Consider the following 23535-nt stretch of genomic DNA (forward strand, 5'->3'; position numbering starts at 1 on the left):
CCTACGGTTTAAAGAGGTACGCCGGCGTGGTCTTCGTCTCTACTTTGTTTTTGATAAATGAAAGAGTATCTTCAGTATCTTGCAAAAATTCAGAGAGAGAAAACTTTTTACGTGCCGGTTTCATATAACGAAGAGCAAACTTCCCTTCGAGTTTCATTTCTTTATGGATGGCACGGCCTGCCTGCCATAAGCTTCCCACTTCATCTACAAGACCAAGTTCTTTCGCCTCGTATCCGTGGAAGATCTGACCTTGAGCAAGTTCAGTAATATCTTTTTTCAAACGGTCCTTACGAACAGCTGAGATATCGTCCATGAATTGTTTATGAGTTCCAGCAAGAAGTGTTGTTAAGAACGCACGCTCTTCTTCAGTCATCGGACGACCAGGGTTACCAATGTCTTTATAACGGCCGGCCTTGATTGTTTCTTGCTTATACTTTGCCCATGCGAATAGTTCAGAAAGGTCCGCCATCTGCATGATCACGCCGATTGAACCAGTAAGTGTTCCTGCATTGGCCCAAATCTTACGAGTAGCTGCACCGATGTAGTAACCACCAGAAGCGGCAACTGTACCAAATGAAGCGTAGATAGGTTTTTTCTTATCGATACGTCTCACCTCTTCATAGATCTCTTGAGTTGGGGCAACTGCACCACCGGGAGAATCAATGCGAAGGATGATCGCTTTGATTTCTTTATCTTCTTCGGCCGCAAATAGCATCTCAACAACTTTCTTCGATTCCATGATTTCATTTTCAATTGGAATCACGGCGATTGGTGCTGACTTTGAATCCATCAGACCTTCACCCATCGAAGTTGTTTGCTTTAGTTGCGAAACTGTATAGAAAGCAAAAATGAGGAACACAAAAAATAGAACAGTAACGAGGATAAATATACCAACTATCCCTTTGGATCTTTCACGGCTCAAGCGGAACTCCTTCCCTAAGTTTCCAGAGCCTTAAGTATATCTAACTTTTAGATAAAAGTGAAAAGATTGTCCTAGAAATGGTAGCCCTTGTTAGCACAAGCGGCCTCTTTCTGGCTCACCTGTTGAAGAAGCCAAGAGTTGGGGCCGAGTGAAGCACTCTGCTTAATTCTGTCGTATTCACGTGCATACTGCTCAGCAATTCCTACACCCTCAACCACAACCAGAGTCTCGTCATTGATGTAGTTTGCCGCTTCGGACCAGTTCTGAGAACCAACGATTACGGCCCTACGGTCAACAACTGCAAATTTATGATGGAGCATGTCACCTTTTGGAAGGTTGGCATAGCCCGCTTCTTGAACTGGATTTCTCCAAGGATTGTTATCTGGTTCGTACTCACACTTCTGGTTTAAAAGTGCGATGCCCATAAGATCTAAAAGTTCAGAGTATTCACGGAAAGCAAATGACGGCTGAATGATGACCCCGATATTCACGCCAGCATCATGTCTTCTTTCCATGACGTCAGCGATCTTTTGATCAGAGAAAACAAACAGGGCCGCTTTGATTGATTGAGTAGAACGCGAAAGAACTTTTGCGATCAGACCATTCACCGATTCTTCCCAATTAAATCTTGCCGAAGTTGGCGAGAATTGAACCGTTAACTTAACTCCACGAACTGAAACAGTTTGTGGTGGACGGTAGGCCTTATTTTGACCGTAGTTACCACGACGGCCGTTACCCCATAGTTGAGCAAATTCTTGAGTAAAGATTTGAGCGAACTGAGCGCTTTGAACTACCAGCATTGAGTTGGCGTTACCACGAGATTGCGGAGCCAGGATATCACCATGGATACAGCTCATGGTGAAGTTGGCCGTACTCACAACCGTCGATTTTCCGTCTACGATCATGAATTTATGGTGCATAAGTCCCGAGCCACGAGATCCATCAAATGTATCATCCATGAGAGGCACTTGGGCAGCACGAAGCATATAGATAGCATCACGAGTTTCTTGTTCGCTCTTTTCAATTCTGCCGTTACGATTAAGGTCTACGAAAGCAACCAGATCATTTACACGAGTTGCTTCATGCTCATTATCGCCGGCCGTATCACGTTGAGACATAACATCGAAGTTATAACTATCTTCAATCACCAGACGAACATCCACACCCTGTTTCTTTTTATTGATAAGGGCCTGAGCAATTAGTGGAAGACGAATTTCTTGAACGGCTACGTAGATACTTTTTTGAGCAGAGGCGATTTGATCAAGGATCACGGCCTCAAGGTTGTCACCATTACGAGTAATGTTGCGATAAGGATCTGTATAACGAGTGCTTGTTCTTTGATTAAAATATGCAGACACACTTCCAAAAGCAGAAGTTGTGAAAACGAAGCTTAGTGCTAATAATTGCCAGTACTTCATAAAGACCTTCCAAGTACGAATATATCAACGAGACTAATACCTGACTTAAACTCTCCTAATACATGGTGGTATGTCATCCAAAAAATGAGATTTAACAAAATCCTGACCTTTTTACCCGGTCTATCTAATTGAAATTTGGTCTCTACTACAGTTTTTATTCAAAGCTCCGATAGGAATTTATGGGTGCCGCTGCGCCCTTAAGCTAAGGAAAGGTATTTTATGGTTAAGAATTTAATTTTATTAGGACTTCTTACTTGGGTTAGCTTTTCGTACGCAAAACACCCTGTTGCCCAAGAATCAATGGGTGACGCTGAATCCTATAAAGTCGAAAAGGCCGTGGAAGAACAGGAAGCTCAACGTTCAGTTGCTGGTGAGAAAATCAAAAAGCAAAAGAAAGTTCAGCATGGTGACTCTCCTGCGAGAGAACCTATGGGCGAACCTGGTTCTGAAGTACGCTACTGGCAATACTCGGAATAACTTTCGGCTCTGAATCTTTGCTCCAAAGGTTCAGCTTATCGAACTCACTCTTCAGCTGTCCGCATGCCGCGAGGATATCACTACCCTTCGTCGTGCGGATGGTGCATGTAAATCCACGCTTAATCATCTGATCCAAGAACCACATGATCTTCTGCTCTGAAGGACGCTTGTATTTCGAGCCTGGGAATTCATTGAATGGGATAAGATTGATCTTCGACTCTTTCGAGTTAAGAAGATTTGCCAAAGCTTCAACGTCTTCAAGACCATCATTCATACCATCAATCAGAAGGTACTCATAAGTGATACGGCGGTGAGCTTTAAGAGGAATCATCTTGATCGCTTTGAAGAGACGTTCAAGATCATACACTTTATTGATTGGCATTAGTTCAGTACGAACATCGTTACGTGCTGAGTGAAGTGAAAGAGCAATGTTTACTGGTGGGAAATCGATGGCAAGTTTTTCAATTGCTGGAACCAGACCAGAAGTTGAAAGTGTAATACGACGCTGGCCAAGTCCCATGCCCTTCTCGCTCATGAAAATCAGCGTGGCCTTTTTCATGTTCTCGAAGTTGTGAAGAGGTTCACCCTGACCCATATAAACGATATTCGTAAGTTTCTCCTCTGGAGAAACGTTCTGGATCAACCAGTTTTGGATCGTGATGTATTGAAGAACAACTTCACTTGCTTTTAAGTGACGTTTAAGACCTTGAGTGGCCGTGTGACAGAAAGTACAACCAACCGCACATCCAACTTGTGAAGACACACAAAGTGTCAGTCGATCACGGGCCGGAATCGCAACTGTTTCCACAGTCTGACCATCAGTCATTTTCACCAGAAATTTACGAGTGCCGTCTTTTGAAAGACCATGCCACACAACTTTTAAAAGAGTGAAGTCATAGTTCTCAGCGAAGAAGTCTTTGGCCTTATTTGAAACGTTCGACCATTCTTTCGGATCGTAGACATACTTCTTGTATACCCAATCAAAAATCTGGGTAGCACCAAAAGGACTAAATCCCTTCTCTGTTAAAAGGGCCTTTAACTCGTCATAAGTAAGATCGAAAAATGATGGTTTCATAGATGCAGTATAAGTAGTGGAATGCACACCCATTTGCAAGGAGAAATGGCCAGAGTGGTTAAGTTTACAATGAGTGGATTTGTTCAAGAGATTCGGGGAGTTACCTCCCCTAAAATTAACTAAAAAGCTTTCCGAACAGACCTTTTTTCTTCTGAGCAGCTTCGTTGATGATTTTCTCACCATACTTTTGGAAAATGCTCTGAAAACTCGCCAGATCCTTCGCTCCATCCAGACCAATGTTGTAGTCTTGGACCGAAATAAGCTGAACATCCGGAGCATTTAGTTCCTGACTTACTCTTAAAGCGAAGTCTTTCAAATCATCAAGATTCAAAAATGTCAGCGCCTGATGATCAGCATTCGGAACTGATTTAGAAAGTTCCTGAAGCATCGAGCGATCAATAAAACCTTGATCATCAAAAAAATAAACCACGTGATAACTTGCTGGTTTAAATTCCTCATCTTGATTTTGGGACGTCTGAAAATGATAAATAAGATTAAGCATCAGGCCTCCTCATAATGGCCAAAATCCAGAGCGATTTTTCCATTTGGAAGAAGCTCTACATCCACTCCATCCGGAGTTGATTTTGCCTGGGCCTTAATCGGATCGATCATTCTCATAAAGGCAAAATGCTTGTGAGTCTTAATCGAAATAATTTTTTTGTAGCTGGTTGGATTATAAAAATTCACGCGACGAACATCCAGATATGAAAGTTCATGTGGAGTTGTTCCACGAATTCTCCAAAGACTAAAAACATCATCATCCATCTGAAGTTCAGGTTGAACGAGATTCAAATATCGGAAAATGTGCTGCCAGAATTTTTCTTTTTGCGGCTCAGAAAGAAGTTTTTCACCTTCAAAAGTAATGAATCTTCCCTCTCCCAGCTCCACAATATTTGTGGTCGTAAGATAATTCACGGACTGCATTTTAAGATTATTCTCGAGTAAGAAAATTTGCAGTCTCTTATCGAGATCCGGATGAAGTCCTTCCAAATCAAGAAGGATTCTCTGGCCCATAAGAAAGAGTTTCAGGATCTGACCGAACTTCGTGCGATCAAGATCGCGACCATGGAAAAACTTGATTTTGTCGTGATGAACATCGATCCACTCAGGAGTGAATTCTAACTCTTCATGACGCTGATAGAGCCAGCGAAAGTGTTTATCCAGGAAAGCTGTCAGACCCAATCTTTGGAACTGTTCTGAGACTCTTCCACCAAAAAGCGAGATCACACCGAAAGGTCTAAATTCCTCCGTGAGTTCCGCTCCGTAGCTTTCATAGTTGTAGCGTTCAGCGATCTCGCGACTGCCGAAATGCTCTCCTAAAATTCTTTCCAGAGAATCTTTCTTCTCTTTTTGAGTGAGAAGCGCACTTGTGATCCACTGGTGATTCACATAATGATTGAAAAGATCTTTGGTGTATTCAAGTTGAGATTTACCGCCATCAAATGAGCGTTCAATCGTTTCCTTAGGACCCGCGCCTAGAGCGACAATCTTCTGAACTCCACCCCAAAATGGTGCAAGTCCAGCTTCCGCGGTCGTCTTAAACAGTGACAGAACTTCTTCCGTGAAAGTTTCTTTTAATTGCGCCTCACGCTTTGTTTCAGTGAGATCATTTCCATTAGGATTGTTTTTTTTCAGATAACGAGAAAAACCCTGCTCGAAGGCCAGAGAACGATCTTCCATGAAAGAAATGTTCTTTCCGTCCTGGTAGTACGAAAATTGAGCGCCCCACACCGATGCTTTGATTTTTGAAGAGGCCAGGAAACTTCCGAAGGCCTTTACGAATGAAGCAAAAGATTGGAAAACTTTTGGTTCAAAAAATGAATACATCTTATTGAGCTTCTGCTCCTGATCAAGCACGGCCAGGTGAACCCCTTCCGTATTGACACTCATAACTCGTGCGGCAGGAACCGGCACTCCACCATTTGGTAAAAATGGGGCCGGAGTGAGAGGTAGAATCCAACAAAACTTACGGCCATGGTGCGTTAACAATTGAGTCAGACGCAGAATGTCTCGTTCAGGTTGAATGCGACCAAAATCCCACTCAGTGGCAGACTCGGCATGAAATCCCCAGTAAAGAGGAATAAAAACCACTTCATGTGGTTGGAACTGGAGGATTCGGCTCTCCCAAAGTGCAGCAGAAGTCTTCCAATAAAAGAACCACTGTTCACCTGGTCGTACCGGATCACCGTTCTTAGAAGAATCTTCCAAATAACTCAAAAATGACTCCGAAAATAAACGCAAAGTTACTGTCATTTTAGCTTAATAAAGAGGGAGAAGTGTATCAAAATATGCTCACCTTGATTTGATTCACAAAAACTGATTTTTCCGCTACACTTTGCATCTCAGAAAAAGGAAGTCTATATGTGGTTTTTCACTCCAGAAGAAAAAGAAATTCAAAAAGTTTGTCGCGACTTCGCTCGTAATGAATTAGCTCCATTCGCTGAAAAGCATGACAACGAAGAGACCTTTAATCTAAAGGCCTTCAAACATATGGGAGACCTTGGTCTTCTCGGTATCACGGCCGACCCGGAATACGGTGGAGCTGGCATGGGGGCAGTTGCTGCCACAATCGTTATGGAAGAATTTGGTAAGGCCTGCGCAGGTTCTACCCTGTCTTACCTTGCTCACACGATTCTTTGCGTGAACAATCTGAGCAACAACGGTTCTGCTGAACAAAAAGCAAAGTATCTTCCAAAACTTATTTCTGGTGAGCACATCGGTTGTATGGGAATGAGTGAACCAGAATTCGGTTCAGATGCTGTTGGTATGCAAACAAAAGCAGTAAAGACTGGTGACTTCTACGAAATCACTGGTAACAAAATGTGGATCACAAACGCTCAGTATGCTGACATCGTTTATCTCTATACTCGTACAGGTCCAGGTAAAAAAGATCTTACGACTTTCATCGTTGAGAAAGGCACACCTGGTTTCTCGGTTTCGAAAGAAATTCACAAAATGGGTATGCGCTCTTCTCCAACTGGTGAGCTTTCATTCCAAAAATGTAAAGTACCGGTCGCGAACCGTGTAGGTAACGAAGGTGATTCAACCATTCACATGATGAAGAACCTTGAGCTCGAGCGTATTACAATCGCTGGTATCTCTCTTGGTATCGCGCAAGCTTGTCTTGATCAGTGTGTGAAATATGCTGGCGAGAGAAAACAATTCGGTAAAAACCTTGCTCACTTCCAGATGATCCAAAAAATGATCGCTGAGATGTATTCAGAAACAGAAGCGATGAGACGTATGCTTTACACTGTTTGTTATGAATATGATCACGGTAACAAATCAAATAACCTTGCTTCTGCAGTTAAACTTCAGCTTCCAAAAATGGCGACGAAGATCGCCCTTGATGCCATCCAGCTTCACGGTGGATACGGCTACTCTCGCGAGTTCCCGGTTGAGCGCATGATGAGAGATAACAAGCTGAATGAAATCGGCGCAGGAACAAACGAAGTGATGATTATGATCATCGCGAAGAACCTTCTTTCAGAAGCGCTAAGAGGATAAGATGAACGAATTTCAACGTGAGTTAACTTCTAGTCTAGAAAAGTTTTGTCAGGACAACATCGAACCTCATATGGAGCATGATGATCACGAAGGAAAGTTCCGTATGGAAATTTTCCGTGGTCTTGGTGAATACGGTGTTACAGGTGTAACGCTTCCGGAAGAATTCGGTGGTGCTGGTCTTTCATATCAGGACTATGCTTACGTTCTTGAAACGATCGCAAAATACTCTGTGCCTTATGCTGTGACTGTTTCAGTTTCAAGTATGGTGCAATCCATCCTTCTTAACTTCGGTAATGCTGAACAAAAGAAAAAATATCTTCCTGCCCTAACAAGTGGTGAAGAAATCGGCGCGTTTGCTCTTTCTGAGTCTCACTCAGGTTCAGATGCAGCCAACATGAAAACGACTGCCAAGAAAGTTGACGGTGGTTACATGCTGAACGGTACAAAGATGTGGATCACATCAGGTGGTATCGCTAAAACTTATATCGTGATGGCAAGAACCGGTGGCGAAGGTGCTAAAGGTGTTTCTGCTTTCATCGTTCGCGATGGCGATAAGGGTTTCTCTTTCGGTAAGGCAGAAAAGAAAATGGGTTGGAAAACTTCTCCCACTCGTGAGTTAGTTTTTGAAAACTGTTTTGTTCCTCAAGAGAACCTTCTTCTTGAAGAAGGCAAAGGCTTTAATGTTGCGATGGGTGGACTTGACCGAGGGCGTGTAGCAATTGGCGCCATTGGTGTTGGCTGTGCTCAGCGTGCGCTCGATGAATCAATTAAGTACTCTCTTACGCGTCAACAGTTCAAGCAGGCCATTTTCGATTTTCAGGGACTACAGTTCATGTTATCTGATATGGCAACGGAAACTGAGGCCTCTCGCCTCATGGTTCATTCTGCGGCCCTTTCACTTGATTCCGGTACACCGAACTCTAAACTTTGCTCAATGGCCAAATTGAAAGCTACAGATACGGCCATGAAAGTTACGACTGATGCAGTTCAAGTTCTTGGTGGTGTCGGTTATACATCTGAATATCCGGTTGAAAGATTCATGAGAGATGCGAAAGTTCTTCAGATCGTTGAGGGCACCAATCAAATTCAACGTGTGGTCATCGCCCGCCACCTCAAAAAAGAGTACGAACAACATGCTTAATTGGAAACTTCGATCAAGTCACAAGGCAAAGGTTAATACTCCAGAGCTTGAAAAAGCGATGTCTTCGTATCTGAAGACCCTGTCGTCTCCGGACATTGGCTTTTTCGGACTTCCAAATAGAAAAGACCTGGTTGAAGAAACTCAAAAAGTTTTCAATCAGTTTAAGCACAAAAAATATTTCATTCATATCGGGATCGGTGGCAGTGCCCTTGGTCCTGAAATGCTTCTTTCAGCCTTAGGTAATGGCAGTGGAGTCAAATTTGTTTTCATTAACAATATTGATCCAGACGATATGTGCCGCAAGCTCGATAAAGTTGACATGAAAGAGGCCCTTATCTACGTTGTTTCTAAATCAGGAACAACTGCAGAAACAGTTGCAGCCATGGCGATCCTTATGAACGCACTTAAAGATGCGGGCATCAAAGAGAATCAATACAAAGATCATTTCGTGTTCTGTACTGATCCAGTGAAAGGTGAGCTTCGTAAACTTGGTAAAGAATGGGGCGTTCACACACTTGATATTCCTTCAAATGTTGGTGGTCGTTTTTCAGTTCTAACTCCGGTGGGATTTCTTCCTGCGATGTTCTCGGGCATTAATGTTCAGGACGTTCTTGAAGGTGCGGAAGATATTCAAAGACATCTTTCAGATCCAAAAATCGGCGCTTCGTTTTTCGAACTCGCACAATGGATCAAAGAGCTTCACGATCAAGGTGTTAATCAAACTGTCCTCATGCCCTACTCATCTTTATTAAAAGATTACTCGTCATGGTTCGTACAACTATGGGCAGAGAGTTTAGGTAAAAATGGAAAAGGACTAACTCCAATTCCTGCCTACGGAGCAACTGATCAGCACTCTCAAATGCAGCTTTTCATGGAAGGACCTAACGATAAGGTCATGATGCTGATTGAAGTGGAGAAATTCCATAACGATTACCCTCTAAAAAATTCATTGAGTGGTGAGGCCTTCAAAAACCTCGCTCCTTTTAAACTATCTGACCTCATGAAGGCCGAATTTGAAGGGACTTTAACTGCCCTTCAGGAGAATGGTCGTCACGTGGTTCACCTACAAATTCCAAGCCTTCAGGAAGAGTACGTGGGCCAACTCATTCTATTTGCTGAATGCTTGACTGTTATGGTTGGAGAGCTAATTAAAGTTGATCCGTTTAACCAGCCGGGAGTAGAAGCTGGTAAAAAATACGCTAATGAATGGTTAAAAAACCACCAGTAAATGCCGATAAGCCACTTGCCGCGTCTTGAAGAAAATTTAAGCCGGGCCTAAAATAGTGGGATACAAATTGTTGGAATTTCTGGAGAAGACATGAGCGATGATAAAAACGCCACCGTCGTCATTACCGATATTAGAAAAGCACTCTCTTCATTAGAAGAAGAGGCAAAGCAGAAACCTGCTTGCTTACTAGTAGTTGGTGGCGAACTCAATGGTTCAATTTTTAATTTAAACCTTGGCGAAACTACTGTTGGTCGTAATCCAGATTGTACCATCTCTCTTGATTTCCATGGCGTTTCTCGTCGTCATTTTACGATTGAAGTAACAGATAGTGAGGTCACATTAAATGACCTCGGCTCTGCAAACGGTACTTACCTTAATAACCAGAAGCTAACGACTCCGACAGTGCTTAAGCGCGGTGACGTGATTAAGATCGGTGCCATCGCCATGAAGTTCCTTCCTAAAGGGGATCCTGAGCGTCTGACGTACGATAAGCTTCTTGAAGAGGCCCATACTGACGGTCTTACGAAGTGCTACAACAAAACATTTTTCAATAACCAACTCGAACTTGAAGTTAAGAAATGTAAAGTGACTGGGAAACCACTCTCTTTAATCATCTTCGATCTCGATCACTTCAAGAAGTTGAACGATAATTACGGCCACGATGCGGGTGACTACGTGCTCAAAGAAAAAGCACGTCTGATTCGTGAAAATGGTATTCGCCAGGGCGATATTTTTGCTCGCTATGGTGGTGAAGAATTTTGTATTCTTCTACCTAATACCAACCTAAAACAAGGTTTCGAAATCGCTGAACGACTTCGTAAACTGGTTGAGAAACACGAATTCATCTACGACGGTAAACGTCTTCCGGTAACTGCTTCAATTGGTGTTGCAGATTATCGTCAGGGTGTTGAAAACGGGACTGATCTCTTTAAGCGTGCAGACTCATCTGTTTATAAATCGAAAGAAGGCGGAAGGAACCAAGTTAACTTCTATAAGGCATAGATGGTTTCTGTTCCCCCGAAGATCGATCTACTACCAGAACATCTCATCGATCAGATTAAGGCCGGGGAAGTCATTGAACGTCCAGGTAACCTCATCAAAGAGATCCTGGAAAACGCAGTGGACGCCGGCTCAACTAAGATTGAGCTATCAATCAAGAATAACGGTCTCGATTTAATCTCATTAAAAGACAATGGCCATGGAATGCGAAAGGACGATCTTCCTCTCGCCTTCTCTCGCCACGCCACTTCTAAGATCTCTCGCTTTGAGGATTTATATAAGCTTCGCTCATTCGGTTTCCGTGGTGAGGCCCTGGCCTCGATTGCGGCGATTTCAAAGCTCCACTGTATTTCTCAGACCAGAGAAAGTAAGACCGCCTCTGAGATCAAAATTGAAGGTGGCCTGACTCTCTATCACGGGGAAAGACAAACTGGCTCAGGGACTCATGGAACTGAACTTCAGATTCAGGATCTGTTCTTTAATACTCCTGCTCGTTTGAAATTCATTCAGTCTCAACAGGCCGAGAAGACCTTCATTCGCAAAATCGTATTTGCTTTTATTCTTTCTCGTCCGGAGATCGAGTTTCAAATCAAATTCGATGACGCAGATAAGGACATTTATCCAGGACGTGAAACTCTACGTGAAAGAATCGAGGACATTTTTCCAAAGGCCAAAGAGACCATTCTTCACTCTGAGCGCTTTTATGAAAATAATGAGCTTACTCTATTCTTAATTCCTGGATCATTTAAGGCGCCGGTGAAATTGCAGAACATTTTCATCAATGGCCGTTATATTTTGGATAAACAACTTCACCGTGTCTTGAGTAACGCTCTTGATGCAACTTTTGGTGGAGACGACTTCCACTATGTGGCCCATTTCCATTTGCCGCCAGATACAATCGATGTAAACGTTCATCCTAATAAAACTGTTATTAAGTGCCTTGAAATCTCTAAGATGATTTCTCTCTTAACTTCAACGGTTAAAGAACTGGGTTCAAAACGTCCGGTGAGAGAATCACAGATTCCGGTTGAGGCAATGCCCATGCCGCAGTCCCAGACTTTTTTCGATTCATTTCAAGAAGCGGCCCCTACTCTTCAACAAGAAAGACATCAGTATAACATGGAGGGTTTGTTCTCTCCTCACCGCCTACCAGTGGCAACTGAAGCTGATCTCATCTGGATCAATCAGTTCTTCTTGAAGCGCGTGGAAAATGTCTGGATGGGAGTATCGGCACCTAAACTCGTTGAACTTTTCACTAAGAAGAAGCTTGAAACTCAGGCATTAACTATTCCTCTTCTTGTGAGTGAACCTTTCCCTTCGAAAAACGTCAGTAAAGAAGTGCTTCATTCCCTTCAAGAAGGCGGAATGGAAATCGAATACCTGGGGGCCGAAACTCTTGTCTTAAGAGGCATCCCGGAATGGATGAATGGCTTTCCACTTAAGGGTGTGGTCACTCTCCTTCTTCATCAAAAGAACTTCACGGAACTTGAAATTGTCCCGGAAGAATGGTCACAAACCACTTGGGAAGAGATGCTTCTCTTTTTCCCGATTGATGAACTCATCAGTAAAAAAATCGTGGTCGATCTCGCTGCCCTTCTGAAGGACAAACTCAAATGAAGGTCATCGTTATCTCTGGCCCTACTGCCTCAGGAAAAACTGATCTTGCAGTAGAGCTCGCGACTAAGTTTGGTGGCGAAGTGGTGAACTTTGATTCTCTACTTCTCTATAAAGAGATTGAGATAGGTACTGCCAAGCCGACCATGGAAGAACAAAAAACAATTCCTCACCATATGCTTAATGTTCGTAGCATTTCAAATCCGATGAATGCAGCCGACTACGCTCGTGAGGCACTGCCAATCATTGAAAGACTTTTAAGTGAGAATAAACTCGTTTATCTCGTTGGTGGTAGTGGCTTCTATCTTCAGGCCCTACTTAAGGGCATGTACGACTCTCCTAAGACTCCCAAAGAGATCATGAAACGCTCGGATGAACTTTATGAGAAAGAAGGTATTGCTCCTTTTCTTTCTATCTTAAAGGACCAGGATCGTAAGAGTTTTGAGCGCTATCATGAAAATGATCATTATCGCGTGCGCCGTGCGGTTGAGCACCTATGGACCACCGGCTCTCCCATGTCAGAGGCGCGTGAAGAAAAAGATGATTCAAATGAGAAGATGGAGCGACCAACGATTCATAACTGGGACCTTCTTCACATCTATCTCGATCTTCCAAAAGAAGAGCATTTAAAGATCATTGAGAAACGAACGGATCGTATGCTCGCAACAGGTCTCATCGAAGAAGTGAAAGGTCTCCTCGATCAAGGTTTTACCGGTCTGGAAAAACCACTGCAAAGTATTGGCTACAAGGAAACACTGGATTTCATTCTAGGTGTTTATAAAAATCTTTCAGAATGTCGTGAGCGGATTGTGATCTCAACCAGGCAGCTGGCGAAGTCTCAGAGAACGTGGTTTAAGCGGGATTCTTTCAAAAAGACATTTCACCCACTTGAAGAAAGATCAGAGATCTTCCTTCAAGTAGAGAAATTTATCAGAGAAAATTAAGGATCTGGAGTAAGAGTTGTTCCAACAGTGTGAGGAAGCATTGGCATAGTTTGCTTCGGGAACTCACCAGTTAGTGCATTCATGAATGCTACGATGTCTGCAACTTGAGTTTCAGTAAGATCCATATCAAGCTGAGTTTTTGCCATTACACGAACCGCTTCATCAAGAGTCTGAACTTTACCGTTGTGGAAATATGGTGCTGTAAGAGCAATGTTTCTCCAAGTTGGTACACGCCAGTGGTTCTTATCTTCGGCCTTCTTAGTCACTTCATAGCGACCAAGATCAGACGTTAGATCATATTGTTTGTCGTATTTCGAACCAGGGATCTGAGGGAACGGCTGATAGTTACCTTCACCCATTTTCAGACCGTCACCCGCAAAGTTCACACCAGTGTGACAAGAAGTACAACCGATCTCGTCCACAAGTTTCATCCCGCGGATTTGCTGAGCAGTCATCGCCTTCTTATTTCCTCTCATATATTTATCGAAAGGAGAATTTGGAGTGATAAGAGTTCTTTCGTAAGAAGCAATTGCCTTGGCAACGTTATCGATATTGATCTCTTTATCCTTCGGGAAGACTTTTTTGAAAGCTTCAACGTAACCAGGGATCTGCTTAATACGACCGATCACGATATCGTGATTTGCCATACCCATCTCAACTGGATTCGTCATTGGACCTTTCGCCTGACCTTCTAGAGAAGCTTCACGACCGTCCCAGAATTGAACTGTGTGATAGGCCGAGTTCCAAACTGTCGGAGAGCCACGTCCACCACGTTTACCATGGATACCAGCACCAACTGGACGTCCATCACCACCGTGAGACATAACGTTGTGACATGAGTTACAAGAGATTGAGCCGTCAGCTGAAATACGAGGATCGAAATAAAGTTGTTTTCCTAGCTCAATCTTCGCCGGAGTCTGAGGGTTATCCACAGGAATCGGAGGTACTGGAGGAAGTGCTTTGAATTCTGCCCACGCGTTTAGAGAGGCCACGGCCATTAGGGCCATAAAGCTTTTTCTTAGGTGCATTTGAGTTCCCTGTTATAGTAAAATTGTAATGTCTATTTTAACCCGTTTTAAAAATAGGGCCAATAATGTTTTACTATGGCCCAATAGATAAAAACTATGATGCAGATCAATGATAAATTAAAAGTTATTGTTATTTCCGATGGTACTGGAGAGACAGCTTCGGCCATTACCAGAGCGGCGATGACTCAATTTCAGGATAAAGAAATCTTCTTCACCCGTTATAAGAATATCCGTACCCGCGAACAGATCGATGCCATCTTTCAGGAAGCGGCCATTCACCACGATATTGTGGTTTATACGATTGTTTCCGTTGAACTACGGGCATATATTGCCGAACTCTCAAAACGTGATCACGTCCGATCAGTGGACGTTATGGGCCCGCTCTTAACGACCTTCTCTAACTTCTTTGAGGCCGAGCCTAATTACCAGCCTGGTCTTCTCCACGCCGTAAATGATTTGTATTTTAAGCGTGTGGCCGCGATTGAATTTACCTTGAACCATGATGATGGAAGAAATATTAGTTCATTGGAAGAAGCTGAAGTGGTTCTTGTGGGAATTTCCCGTACTTCCAAAACTCCTCTTTCAATGTACCTTTCGCTGGAAGGTATTAAGACCGTAAATGTACCAATCGTCATGGGAGTGCCTCTTCCGGAGAAACTATTTCAGGTTGATCAACGAAAGATCTTTGGTCTTACCATTGATCCAGATGCCCTCTTCCAGATTCGTAAGAATCGCCTAAGCCGCCTGGGTCTTTCCAATGATGAAGGTGACTACGCTGACATCTCGAAAGTTTCAGAAGAAATCGAATGGGCCAACCGCATTTTCTCAGAAAACAAGCGCTGGCCGGTGTTTAATGTGACGGGAAAAGCCCTGGAAGAAACGGCCGCCGAAATCATCAAGCTTCTTAACATGCGTAAGGTAAATCGCTTTAAGCAATCGAAGCGTTTTGAAGATCCGAAGCCAGAAGAATAATTACTCTAAGAAGTGCTTACGATTCTCTTCGATAATAAATTCGACTTTCTTCTCTGTGCCTAAGATTGGATTGACCACTCTCGCCTGATAAGTACCTTCAGGAATCTGCACATCTTTGAAAGGTAGGTCACGTTCTACTTCCACACCCTGCTCTTCATAAATCAATTTAGAGCCAGCAGTATAGTTCATAGAAGTTGTAAGAAGCCCAACTCGAGCACGTTCCAATTCAGGAACGTTGATCACTTGGGAATTGTTGTCTTTTGTTAAAGTCAGTTTCGTTACGAAAGGCAGGTATCCCGCCTTCTTAACAGTGACCGTGATTTCCTGGTTAAGATCCACTTTAAGTGGCTTACCCATATAATCTGTCTTGGCACCATTTACCTGAACTTCCATCGAAATATCAACGCCCCCAAGAACAATGTTACCAGTGCCTTGTTCAGCAGATTGATCCGGTTGTTCAGTCTTATTGTTTCTTTTCGATGAAGGAACGGAAGAGATTTGTCTTCCAGAATCCTTGCCATGAATTGCATGCTTTAAGTTGAAGCCAATAATGCCTTCAACCGTGTCGGCCTGAAAGTATGCAAAAGCGGCCAGAGTCGCAGTCAGAACCATCACCATTGCTGGAGTTGAAGAGGACTTTTCACTCTCTTCCTGAAGTTCTTTCTTCGACATGACTCGGCTACTAGTCTTGTCTTTTGAGACCTTGATAGAAACGGCCGTTCCACCAGGTGTGGCCTTTGAGACTTTCGTGCTAGAGGCCTTGGTTGGGGCCTGTTGCATGAGGGTCTTATTCAGTTTCTTAGTCTGAGTTTTCTCTTTAATCGTCTGAAGCTCAATCTTGCCTTCAACTGGTTCAATCGCAAGATCTAGTTCACGGATCTTCTCACGTGGACCTTCTTCTTTAGCGCCGGGCTTGATCACTCCATCTTTCTTGGAGATTTTTCCAGTGCGGCTCTCTTCGTCTTTCATGTCGGTGATGTACGACTGAATATCGATCTTACCGTATTCAACAAACTTCTCACGGTCCTTACCGATTTCTACTTTGAATAGATCATCAGCAAACGTCTTTAAGTCAGAGGCGTTGAAGTCCGGATAAGTTGAATACAGGAAACGCACCAGAGCGCGGTTCATCTGATCCAGGTTCTCATAACGATGAGAACGATCTTTTGAAAGGGCCTTCATCACAATCGCATCCAGTTCTTTTGGAACTGATGGATTGATTTCAGACGGAGGAATGATCTTACAGGCCTGAATCTGCTTCAGTACTGCGAGGTCGTTGTTCGCCTGAAACAACTTACGAGAACAAAGTAATTCCCAAAGAGTAATACCAACCGCGAACTCGTCATAACGAGCATCAAGCTCTAGTCCATCAAGATATTCAGGAGCGAGATAAGAAAGCTTACCTTTGATCGTTCCCGCCTGAGTGGCCTCTGAGTTTGTATTTGCTTTGGCGATACCAAAGTCGATCACCTTCACCGCACCATCATACGTAAGCATGATGTTGTGAGGAGAAATATCACGGTGAACGATATTGTATGGCTTACCAGTTAGTTTATCTGTGAATGTGTGAGCATAGTGAAGACCCAAGCACACCTGAGAAATGATGTAACAAGAGATCTCAACCGGGAACACTACCTTGCGCTCTTTAAGGCGATCAAGATACTGCTTTAAGTTCGCACCATGGATGTACTCCATAGCGGTATAAAGCTGACCATTGGTTTTACCATAGTCATAAACTTGCATGATGTTCGGGTGAAGCATACCGAATGTGATGTTAAGCTCGTCCTGGAACATGCGAACGAATGCTTCATCATTAGAGAACTGAGGTTGAACCATCTTCACGGCAACCATCTTGTTCGCCTGCTCACCTAGGTAGCGGGCACGACAAATCTTGGCCATACCACCATCAACCAGGTGATCCAAGATCAGATACTTTCCGAAACGTTGAAACTTTTTGTCGCTCATAATGCCTCAAGTACCTATCGGTTCTTGGCAGATTTTCTTAAGAAAAATCGGCAGAGCTGATGTAAATTAGGCGGTCTTTCGCCATTTCACTAACTTGACCCTTAAAGCTCAATCTCTAAGTGACGGAAACTTGGGAAGTTAATGGCGATATTTGGAGTATTTAAACGGCTTGGAGATCGCTTACAAAAGCCCATTAATTTATAGTTCTGGAATCTCCACTCTGCCGCTGATGGATGGGTACGGAGATATGAAGCAAAGTTATTAATGATCACATCATCATAACCGTTGAGTTTCATCTGTTCGCGGAAGTTTACGTGAGAAATTTTCGAAGGGTCTGCGCTGTACCCTACTGTCACCAGGAACGATTCACATTTTGTAAAAAACTCTTTCTCAGAAGCTGAGAACCATTTTGCGAATGGTGAATTCAAATCTGCCTTATAAAAAAGGGCATCATAATAAAGAGTCACACCGTGGTACCAGCTCATTCTTTGGAAAACGAGAAGATCATCCCAGGCCTCTTTTTGATAAATACCGCCGCGGATAACGACTTGTCCTTTAGTGCTCTGGTTATAATTCTTATAAGCAGCACATCCCGACATTACTACGAGCATGGCCATTAAAAAGAATTTCATCGGGTCTCCTTGAGCTGCTTTTCAACCCATGTCTTCATGGTTTCAAAGATGCTTTGACGATCTATCTCATTCCACAATTCATGGTGGTGATGTGGATATTGTACGATCTGGGTTAGCTGTTTATCAATCCCATGGGCAAAAAGAGTCGTAACTTCTGGGTCTACGATCTTGTCAGTTCCGGCAATGAGAAAAAGACTTGGTATACGCAAATAATAAGAAAGTCCACGGATACGGTGACAGGCATCCAGGATCTCTTTAACCATCCTGACACTAATAAATTTTGGAATCAAAGAATCAGTATCGAAGTCATTGGCACGGTCAGAGTCCCGAGTGAGGTCTGAACCGCTATAGAGCATTGGCAGATGGAGTTTCGGAGTAAGTTTGTCCAACTTCCGGACCAAAGGTTCTGAAATGGATTCAAACATCACCTGAGGGCGAATGCATGGACTTGAGAAGATCAGCCCTTTCAAAGGATAGGGATAGCCGTAAGACGTATCCAGAATTCTAGTGAGGGTAATAAGACCACCCAGTGAGTGAGCACAAATAAAGGTCTGGGTCTTATCAGAGTTCTTACTATGAACAAACTCTGCTGCTTTCAAAAAGTCTTCAACATAATGCTTGAAGCTTTCAACGTACGCGCGAGTTCCCCCACTACGTCCGTGTCCGATGTTATCAAAAACAGTAACGGCCACTTCCTGATAATTTTTTAACCAGAAGTTCACCAGGTCCATATGACGGCCCGAATGTTCCAGGGCCCCATGAACTAAAAAGAAATGAATCTTCGGAGTTCCACGAGTGAAATGGCGGACAAAAATAGAAGACTCGCCATCACTGGCGGGAAACGAATGATCTTCAGTTTTGAAAGGAGCAATACCCTTGGCCATTAATTTTCTTGAACGTACTTTTCAATTGAACGCTTGGCCTCGTCAGAAAGTCCCTGGAAACGGAACGAGAATCCCGAATTGCCTTCCAGGATACGAACAACAACACCAGACGCTACGAAGTGATAATCTGTATTTTCCGGATGAACGTTAATTGAAATTTTATCTCCGGCATTGCCTTTGAAGTTATCCAGAAGCACTTGCATGCCTCCGATGGAAATATCACGGCAAATACCTTCGAAAAGACTCTTATTATTCTGAACAAACAAACGCGCGATGAATGGTTTTCTAATCGCTGCTCTACGATCCGCTTCTTGAATCATTGGCGGAACTTCTTCAAATACTTCCTGATACTCTGGAAGATCAGCGAGAAGTTTCCAATCTCTCATACCTGTTACGAAAACAAGTGTCTTACCGTTAATACGGTTCTCTTTAAAGAGTTGCTTAATTTGTTTCAGATTGAATGGGCCGTAATCAGTAGCAGCGCCTCCTCTGTCCGCACCAATGCGAATAAAGATGACTCTTTCGTCAGGATTTAAAGTACTGAATTTAATTTCTTTCTCAGGAAGTTTCGCAACTTCAGGTGGTAATTGAGGAGCAGGAGCTTGCTTAACTTCTAGCTCTGGAACTTCTTTAATTTTCTTCCAGTTCTCGAAGCCTTTTTTCCAGACAAAATCTTCGGCCTTAAGTTCTTGATTAGTGATCATCGACATGATGACTTCAATTTCTACTGGCCCCTGACGATTACCTTTTTGAACGTAATACCAATTGTCCGCCATACTATCCTCAACCTATTGAAATAATTATTAATAATATATTACTCCAACCGATATGCTTTTTAGGTGTAAGGGCAAGATTTTCCTAAGGAAACACCGTGAATGAACGTCAAGTATTCTACTCAAAAACTAAAGTTTCGCCCCTATTACTCCGATTCGTAGATCAGGAAATACCTTAAGGTGAAATTATGAAAATTAAATGGTCGGCTTTTTTCTCTATTCTAGCTCTAGCAACCTTCGTGGGATGCGGATCAGAACAATTCGGAACGACCCCTCAATCCTCTACGAGTAATCCGGATGCGGTGAAGGAATATCAGCAATATTCTTGCTCTGATTTTACTCTGGTGAAACCCAAAGTCGATATTATCTACATGCTGGACAACACCCAGAGCTACTACTATTCATCCACTGATATCAAGAATGCGGTAAATGGAACGTTAAATAGTATTTCAAGTCAGTTTGATTATCGCATTATCACAACGACTCTAGTAAACCCTTCACACGATTTAATTAACACTTATCAGAACTACAATTCATCTGATGATAATAGTGATTTTCGTGTTTTAACAAATTCTGAGACTGCACTTCCATCTAGTGTTGCAAGTAAAAAGGTCATCTCTACTAGTGAACTTACTTCTTTTTATAACGTTCTAGATGTTGCCCATGTGGAAAGAGGACTATGGCGTTTGAAGAAGTTTATGGATCGTCATATCCAGACAGGTCTACTTCGTCAGGGTGCTTATCAATTAGTAGTAATTGTATCCAATAAATTTGATACTGAGGTCGAAGCAATTAACAGTAGCAGTGCAAATTATCCAATTGAGTCAGCGTTTACTACGCGTTTTAACCAGCTGAATGCAATTAAGACCCAACTTCAGGCACCAGAATTCAGACTTTTCTCTGTAACGGCCAAGACCTCTGGCTGTAAGGAAGGCTGGTGGGCCTCAACCTATTCTTATACAAGAATGTCTCAGGCCTTTAATTCTGATGATAGCTTTGACTTGTGTTCTGGGAACATCAGTTCAGTTTTTAGTTCGGTAAATAATTCTATTAAACAAGTCGAAATTCCTCACACATACCGTTTTTGGCCAGTTAAATTTGTTCCTAATGATACGACTTCTGCAAATTTTGTTAACTTTGAAGTTCGCAAAGTCAGTGCAAATGGAACTTCGACTCTAATTCCAGCAAGCGACTATACAAAATTTGACAACGGTCAGAGTGCTCCGGATAAAAACATTCTAACTACAAATTATCCTAACCCTGTTCAAATCGTAAAAAATGTTCGTCACTTCATTGAGTTCAAATCAGGGGCGGAAGTAACTTATCCTGATTGCGTTTTAGTTAAATCAACTTCGAGAACTGAATATTTTGGATACATAAAACTAGATAGAGCTCCACAAGTTGGAACAATCTACGTAACTATTAATGGTCGAGTGATTCCTCAAAGCGCAACGAATGGATGGACTTATCTAGGGAACACAACTGTACAAAACACAAAGGTCGAGACGTCAGATCCGAATGATAGTATTTCACCGGCCACACCGGCGACAGGTTTTATTCTTCAACTGAACGGAGAGAGTAATTACTACAAGTCAGGTGACAACGTTCAAGTGAACTTCATCCCATCTTCAATCTAATGATTTATTGAGCGAAGGCCCTAAATCGGGGCCTTCTCTTGATTTAATTTCTTGATGGCATTCATGAAACAGATAATCGGATAGAGCTTCTTCATCTTCTCAAAATCAATCTCTACCATCGTCCCGGCATTATCGATCAACACCTCACCAAAGATACTTAGGTTCTTTCCATCTTCAGTTTGATCAGCACCGATGGCCACGTTTTCTGCTTGAAACTCTTTGAGGACATTCGTGAGATTGTAATACTGAGTGAATTTCGGTTTGTAATCCGAATCGGCCTTAAGATTTGGAATCGTAGAAACAGCTCCTTCGGCCTTCTCAAGCATCTTCCCAATGAGAGTCTGACACTTCTCACCGATTTGAATTTTCTTCTCTTCCGGAAGATGACGTTCAGAATTGTAATAGATGAAGACCTGACGAATGAGTTCTACATGCTTCAACGTCAGAATGTTTGGTAGTTTATCAGCGTCTTCCGCAACTTCCATCCAACCAAGAGCAACCAGAATATTAATCACACTCTCCTGCTTTACTTCCATGATGGTGTAAAGGTCCTGAGTATAGAGATTAAGCGTCTTCTTATTAATCGTGAAAGTCGATCCCTTCACTTCACCATGAGCTTTGAAAACCAGAAACAACGTTCCGAGAATTCTCATCACCTCAATGGGCTTCACAAATTCATAACCCGCATGCTTACCACTATAAGAAACTGAAGCTTGATTATCTTCAAGTTCACGAATGCGAGCATTGCTCTTACGAAGACGTGTTACCAGTGTATTGATGATTGTTTTGAACCATGGATTGAGGGACGACATGGTCTTACCAAAGGCCGCGAATGAAATCTCAATGATCTCGACTGGCGTAATGGCAGAAGCAGAACAAGAACGTTTTTTTCCAGAACCGTCTTCATCAAAATAGGCCATCTCACCGATCACTTCGCCAGAGCGGAGAACCGCGATTTCGATGTACCCCTTCCCTTTTGGTTTAAAGAGACGGATCTGACCTTTCTGAATAATAAAAAGCGAATCGGCAGCGTCTCCATCATTAAAGAGGATCTCACCTGGCTTAAAGGTTTTGAGACCTGATTTAGCTTGGGCCGCTGCCGGAGTTGTCATTATCTGATCTTCTCGATGATAACACTTAGTGCTTCACCACCACCGATACAGATTGCTGTACAACCGTATTTAGCATTTTTCTTTTTCATGGCGTTCATAAGAGTAACCATAATACGAGCACCAGAAGCACCGATTGGGTGACCAATAGCAACTGCGCCACCGAATACGTTTACTTTATTGTGAGGAATTTTACATTCCTTCATCGCTGCCATTGTTACAGCTGCGAATGCTTCGTTAATTTCGAATAGATCGATTTGTTCCATTGAAAGACCGGCCTTCTTAAGGGCCTTATTGATCGCGTCTACTGGAGCAGTTGTGAACCAAGTTGGGTTCTGAGCATTTGAAGCGTAACCAAGAATCTTGAATTCTGCTTTATCAGCGAAAGCGTCACCAGCAAGAACTACGGCAGCCGCACCATCATTGATAGTTGAAGCGTTAGCTGCTGTGATTGTTCCGTCTTTTTCAAAAGCAGGCTTAAGACCCGGCATTTTTTCGAAGTTGGCCTTGAATGGACCTTCATCTTCAGTGATATCTGTTGTGCCGCCTTTAGCAGGAACTTTTACAGCAACGATTTCGTCTTTGAATACGCCTTCTTTAGCAGCGGCCTGAGCGCGTTTGAAAGATTCAATCGCGAAAGCATCTTGCTCTTCACGGCTCATGCTATATTTTTTTACACACTCTTCAGCACAAACACCCATCGCTACATTTCTGTAAGCGTCAGTTAGACCGTCCCATGCCATAGAATCTTTCATCTCTGTTGGACCGAACTTAAAACCGTTACGAGAGTTCATGAGCATGTGAGGAGCAAGTGACATGTTCTCCATACCACCGGCCACAACTACCTGGTTATCACCAGTCATGATTGAACGAGCACCAAGGATGATTGCTTGAAGACCAGAACCACAAACCTTACCAACAGTTGTTGTTGGAACGCTTTCTGGAATACCAGCACCCAGAGAGGCCTGACGTGCAGGGGCCTGGCCAACACCAGAACTAATCACGTTACCCATGAAAACTTCATCAACTTTATTTTTTTCAATATTTGATTTTTGAAGTGCACCTTCAATTGCTGCTGCACCTAGTTTTGGAGCAGGAACTTGTGAAAGTGTACCAAGAAAACTACCGATGGCCGTGCGGGCACCGCCAAGAATATAAACTGCCATAAAATGATCCTTTTTCAGAATGATAAGATTGTCTTTCTTTTCCA

At 42.9% G+C, this 23535-nt stretch carries 21 protein-coding genes; 9 read left to right on the forward strand and 12 right to left on the reverse strand.

Annotated elements, in window-relative coordinates; genetic code table 11:
* Position 1: 1 nt before the first annotated feature.
* Both sppA and SOO65_RS17365 read right to left on the reverse strand, forming a co-directional pair.
* Complete coding sequence (sppA, locus tag SOO65_RS17360) at positions 2–922, reverse strand: signal peptide peptidase SppA (RefSeq protein ID WP_321393320.1); 921 nt, start codon at positions 920–922, stop codon at positions 2–4.
* A 71-nt stretch (positions 923–993) separates the two neighbouring features.
* Entirely contained in the window at positions 994–2340 is a 1347-nt protein-coding gene (locus tag SOO65_RS17365; protein ID WP_321393323.1) for a phospholipase D-like domain-containing protein, read from the reverse strand.
* Between the two features lie 219 nt (positions 2341–2559).
* Here SOO65_RS17365 and SOO65_RS17370 point away from each other — a divergent pair, with 219 nt between their 5' ends.
* Complete coding sequence (locus tag SOO65_RS17370) at positions 2560–2817, forward strand: hypothetical protein (RefSeq protein ID WP_321393327.1); 258 nt, start codon at positions 2560–2562, stop codon at positions 2815–2817.
* Here SOO65_RS17370 and rlmN read toward each other — a convergent pair.
* The 3 genes from rlmN to SOO65_RS17385 form a co-directional block, all read right to left on the reverse strand.
* Positions 2768–3892: a dual-specificity RNA methyltransferase RlmN gene (gene rlmN, locus SOO65_RS17375; protein ID WP_321393330.1), complete on the reverse strand. Its 1125-nt coding sequence runs from the start codon at positions 3890–3892 to the stop codon at positions 2768–2770. The two genes, SOO65_RS17370 and rlmN, sit on opposite strands and share 50 nt — an antisense overlap.
* Before the next feature lie 115 nt (positions 3893–4007).
* On the reverse strand, positions 4008–4394 hold the full coding sequence (locus SOO65_RS17380) for a hypothetical protein (RefSeq protein WP_321393333.1): 387 nt from the start codon (positions 4392–4394) through the stop codon (positions 4008–4010).
* Complete coding sequence (locus SOO65_RS17385) at positions 4394–6109, reverse strand: hypothetical protein (RefSeq protein ID WP_321393335.1); 1716 nt, start codon at positions 6107–6109, stop codon at positions 4394–4396. Before SOO65_RS17385 ends, SOO65_RS17380 begins: the two co-directional genes overlap by 1 nt.
* Before the next feature lie 144 nt (positions 6110–6253).
* On the opposite strand from SOO65_RS17385, the gene SOO65_RS17390 reads away from it, so the two are divergent.
* The 6 genes from SOO65_RS17390 to miaA all read left to right on the forward strand — a co-directional run bounded on the left by SOO65_RS17390 (position 6254) and on the right by miaA (position 13325).
* Complete coding sequence (locus SOO65_RS17390; protein WP_321393338.1) at positions 6254–7399, forward strand: acyl-CoA dehydrogenase family protein; 1146 nt, start codon at positions 6254–6256, stop codon at positions 7397–7399.
* A gap of 1 nt (position 7400) precedes the next feature.
* Entirely contained in the window at positions 7401–8540 is a 1140-nt protein-coding gene (locus tag SOO65_RS17395; RefSeq protein WP_321393341.1) for an acyl-CoA dehydrogenase family protein, read from the forward strand.
* Positions 8533–9768, forward strand: a complete 1236-nt coding sequence (locus SOO65_RS17400) for a hypothetical protein (RefSeq protein WP_321393343.1) — start codon at positions 8533–8535, stop codon at positions 9766–9768. The genes SOO65_RS17395 and SOO65_RS17400 overlap by 8 nt, the downstream gene beginning before the upstream one ends.
* 90 nt (positions 9769–9858) lie before the next feature.
* Positions 9859–10770, forward strand: coding sequence for a GGDEF domain-containing protein (locus SOO65_RS17405; RefSeq protein WP_321393345.1), 912 nt, complete (start codon positions 9859–9861; stop codon positions 10768–10770).
* A complete protein-coding gene (gene mutL, locus SOO65_RS17410) occupies positions 10771–12384 on the forward strand; it encodes a DNA mismatch repair endonuclease MutL (RefSeq protein ID WP_321393348.1) in 1614 nt (537 codons plus the stop codon).
* Complete coding sequence (gene miaA, locus SOO65_RS17415) at positions 12381–13325, forward strand: tRNA (adenosine(37)-N6)-dimethylallyltransferase MiaA (protein WP_321393351.1); 945 nt, start codon at positions 12381–12383, stop codon at positions 13323–13325. The genes mutL and miaA overlap by 4 nt, the downstream gene beginning before the upstream one ends.
* Here miaA and SOO65_RS17420 read toward each other — a convergent pair.
* A complete protein-coding gene (locus SOO65_RS17420; RefSeq protein ID WP_321393354.1) occupies positions 13322–14353 on the reverse strand; it encodes a cytochrome-c peroxidase in 1032 nt (343 codons plus the stop codon). The two genes, miaA and SOO65_RS17420, sit on opposite strands and share 4 nt — an antisense overlap.
* A gap of 96 nt (positions 14354–14449) precedes the next feature.
* On the opposite strand from SOO65_RS17420, the gene SOO65_RS17425 reads away from it, so the two are divergent.
* Positions 14450–15325, forward strand: coding sequence for a pyruvate, water dikinase regulatory protein (locus tag SOO65_RS17425; RefSeq protein WP_321393356.1), 876 nt, complete (start codon positions 14450–14452; stop codon positions 15323–15325).
* Here SOO65_RS17425 and SOO65_RS17430 read toward each other — a convergent pair whose 3' ends face one another.
* The 4 genes from SOO65_RS17430 to SOO65_RS17445 all read right to left on the reverse strand — a co-directional run bounded on the left by SOO65_RS17430 (position 15326) and on the right by SOO65_RS17445 (position 19582).
* Positions 15326–17290 carry a serine/threonine protein kinase gene (locus SOO65_RS17430; RefSeq protein ID WP_321393359.1) on the reverse strand — a complete coding sequence of 655 codons (1965 nt, stop codon included), beginning with the start codon at positions 17288–17290 and terminating at the stop codon, positions 15326–15328.
* 101 nt (positions 17291–17391) lie between these two features.
* A complete protein-coding gene (locus SOO65_RS17435) occupies positions 17392–17922 on the reverse strand; it encodes a hypothetical protein (protein WP_321393362.1) in 531 nt (176 codons plus the stop codon).
* On the reverse strand, positions 17919–18806 hold the full coding sequence (locus SOO65_RS17440) for an alpha/beta fold hydrolase (protein WP_321393364.1): 888 nt from the start codon (positions 18804–18806) through the stop codon (positions 17919–17921). Before SOO65_RS17440 ends, SOO65_RS17435 begins: the two co-directional genes overlap by 4 nt.
* Positions 18806–19582, reverse strand: coding sequence for a GYF domain-containing protein (locus SOO65_RS17445; RefSeq protein WP_321393365.1), 777 nt, complete (start codon positions 19580–19582; stop codon positions 18806–18808). Before SOO65_RS17445 ends, SOO65_RS17440 begins: the two co-directional genes overlap by 1 nt.
* A 185-nt stretch (positions 19583–19767) precedes the next feature.
* Here SOO65_RS17445 and SOO65_RS17450 point away from each other — a divergent pair, with 185 nt between their 5' ends.
* Complete coding sequence (locus SOO65_RS17450; RefSeq protein ID WP_321393368.1) at positions 19768–21216, forward strand: hypothetical protein; 1449 nt, start codon at positions 19768–19770, stop codon at positions 21214–21216.
* A 20-nt stretch (positions 21217–21236) separates the two neighbouring features.
* On the opposite strand, the gene SOO65_RS17455 is transcribed toward SOO65_RS17450, so the two are convergent.
* Together SOO65_RS17455 and SOO65_RS17460 are read right to left on the reverse strand one after the other, a co-directional pair.
* On the reverse strand, positions 21237–22328 hold the full coding sequence (locus SOO65_RS17455; RefSeq protein ID WP_321393370.1) for a Crp/Fnr family transcriptional regulator: 1092 nt from the start codon (positions 22326–22328) through the stop codon (positions 21237–21239).
* Positions 22328–23491, reverse strand: a complete 1164-nt coding sequence (locus SOO65_RS17460; RefSeq protein ID WP_321393372.1) for a thiolase family protein — start codon at positions 23489–23491, stop codon at positions 22328–22330. The genes SOO65_RS17455 and SOO65_RS17460 overlap by 1 nt, the downstream gene beginning before the upstream one ends.
* Positions 23492–23535: the final 44 nt, after the last annotated feature.

It is taken from the genome of Peredibacter starrii (assembly GCF_034259205.1).
GTDB classification, from domain to species: domain Bacteria; phylum Bdellovibrionota; class Bacteriovoracia; order Bacteriovoracales; family Bacteriovoracaceae; genus Peredibacter; species Peredibacter starrii.

Bases quoted from the DNA above. Each gene is read 5' to 3' on its own strand.
- SOO65_RS17405 (WP_321393345.1), top strand. From the start codon at position 9,859: ATGAGCGATGATAAAAACGCCACCGTCGTCATTACCGATATTAGAAAA.
- miaA (WP_321393351.1), top strand. From the start codon at position 12,381: ATGAAGGTCATCGTTATCTCTGGCCCTACTGCCTCAGGAAAAACTGAT.
- mutL (WP_321393348.1), top strand. From the start codon at position 10,771: ATGGTTTCTGTTCCCCCGAAGATCGATCTACTACCAGAACATCTCATC.
- rlmN (WP_321393330.1), bottom strand. From the start codon at position 3,892: ATGAAACCATCATTTTTCGATCTTACTTATGACGAGTTAAAGGCCCTT.
- SOO65_RS17395 (WP_321393341.1), top strand. From the start codon at position 7,401: ATGAACGAATTTCAACGTGAGTTAACTTCTAGTCTAGAAAAGTTTTGT.
- SOO65_RS17455 (WP_321393370.1), bottom strand. From the start codon at position 22,328: ATGACAACTCCGGCAGCGGCCCAAGCTAAATCAGGTCTCAAAACCTTT.
- SOO65_RS17430 (WP_321393359.1), bottom strand. From the start codon at position 17,290: ATGAGCGACAAAAAGTTTCAACGTTTCGGAAAGTATCTGATCTTGGAT.
- SOO65_RS17425 (WP_321393356.1), top strand. From the start codon at position 14,450: ATGATGCAGATCAATGATAAATTAAAAGTTATTGTTATTTCCGATGGT.
- SOO65_RS17400 (WP_321393343.1), top strand. From the start codon at position 8,533: ATGCTTAATTGGAAACTTCGATCAAGTCACAAGGCAAAGGTTAATACT.
- SOO65_RS17445 (WP_321393365.1), bottom strand. From the start codon at position 19,582: ATGGCGGACAATTGGTATTACGTTCAAAAAGGTAATCGTCAGGGGCCA.
- SOO65_RS17435 (WP_321393362.1), bottom strand. From the start codon at position 17,922: ATGAAATTCTTTTTAATGGCCATGCTCGTAGTAATGTCGGGATGTGCT.
- SOO65_RS17420 (WP_321393354.1), bottom strand. From the start codon at position 14,353: ATGCACCTAAGAAAAAGCTTTATGGCCCTAATGGCCGTGGCCTCTCTA.
- SOO65_RS17450 (WP_321393368.1), top strand. From the start codon at position 19,768: ATGAAAATTAAATGGTCGGCTTTTTTCTCTATTCTAGCTCTAGCAACC.
- SOO65_RS17365 (WP_321393323.1), bottom strand. From the start codon at position 2,340: ATGAAGTACTGGCAATTATTAGCACTAAGCTTCGTTTTCACAACTTCT.
- SOO65_RS17380 (WP_321393333.1), bottom strand. From the start codon at position 4,394: ATGCTTAATCTTATTTATCATTTTCAGACGTCCCAAAATCAAGATGAG.
- SOO65_RS17390 (WP_321393338.1), top strand. From the start codon at position 6,254: ATGTGGTTTTTCACTCCAGAAGAAAAAGAAATTCAAAAAGTTTGTCGC.
- SOO65_RS17370 (WP_321393327.1), top strand. From the start codon at position 2,560: ATGGTTAAGAATTTAATTTTATTAGGACTTCTTACTTGGGTTAGCTTT.
- SOO65_RS17440 (WP_321393364.1), bottom strand. From the start codon at position 18,806: ATGGCCAAGGGTATTGCTCCTTTCAAAACTGAAGATCATTCGTTTCCC.
- SOO65_RS17460 (WP_321393372.1), bottom strand. From the start codon at position 23,491: ATGGCAGTTTATATTCTTGGCGGTGCCCGCACGGCCATCGGTAGTTTT.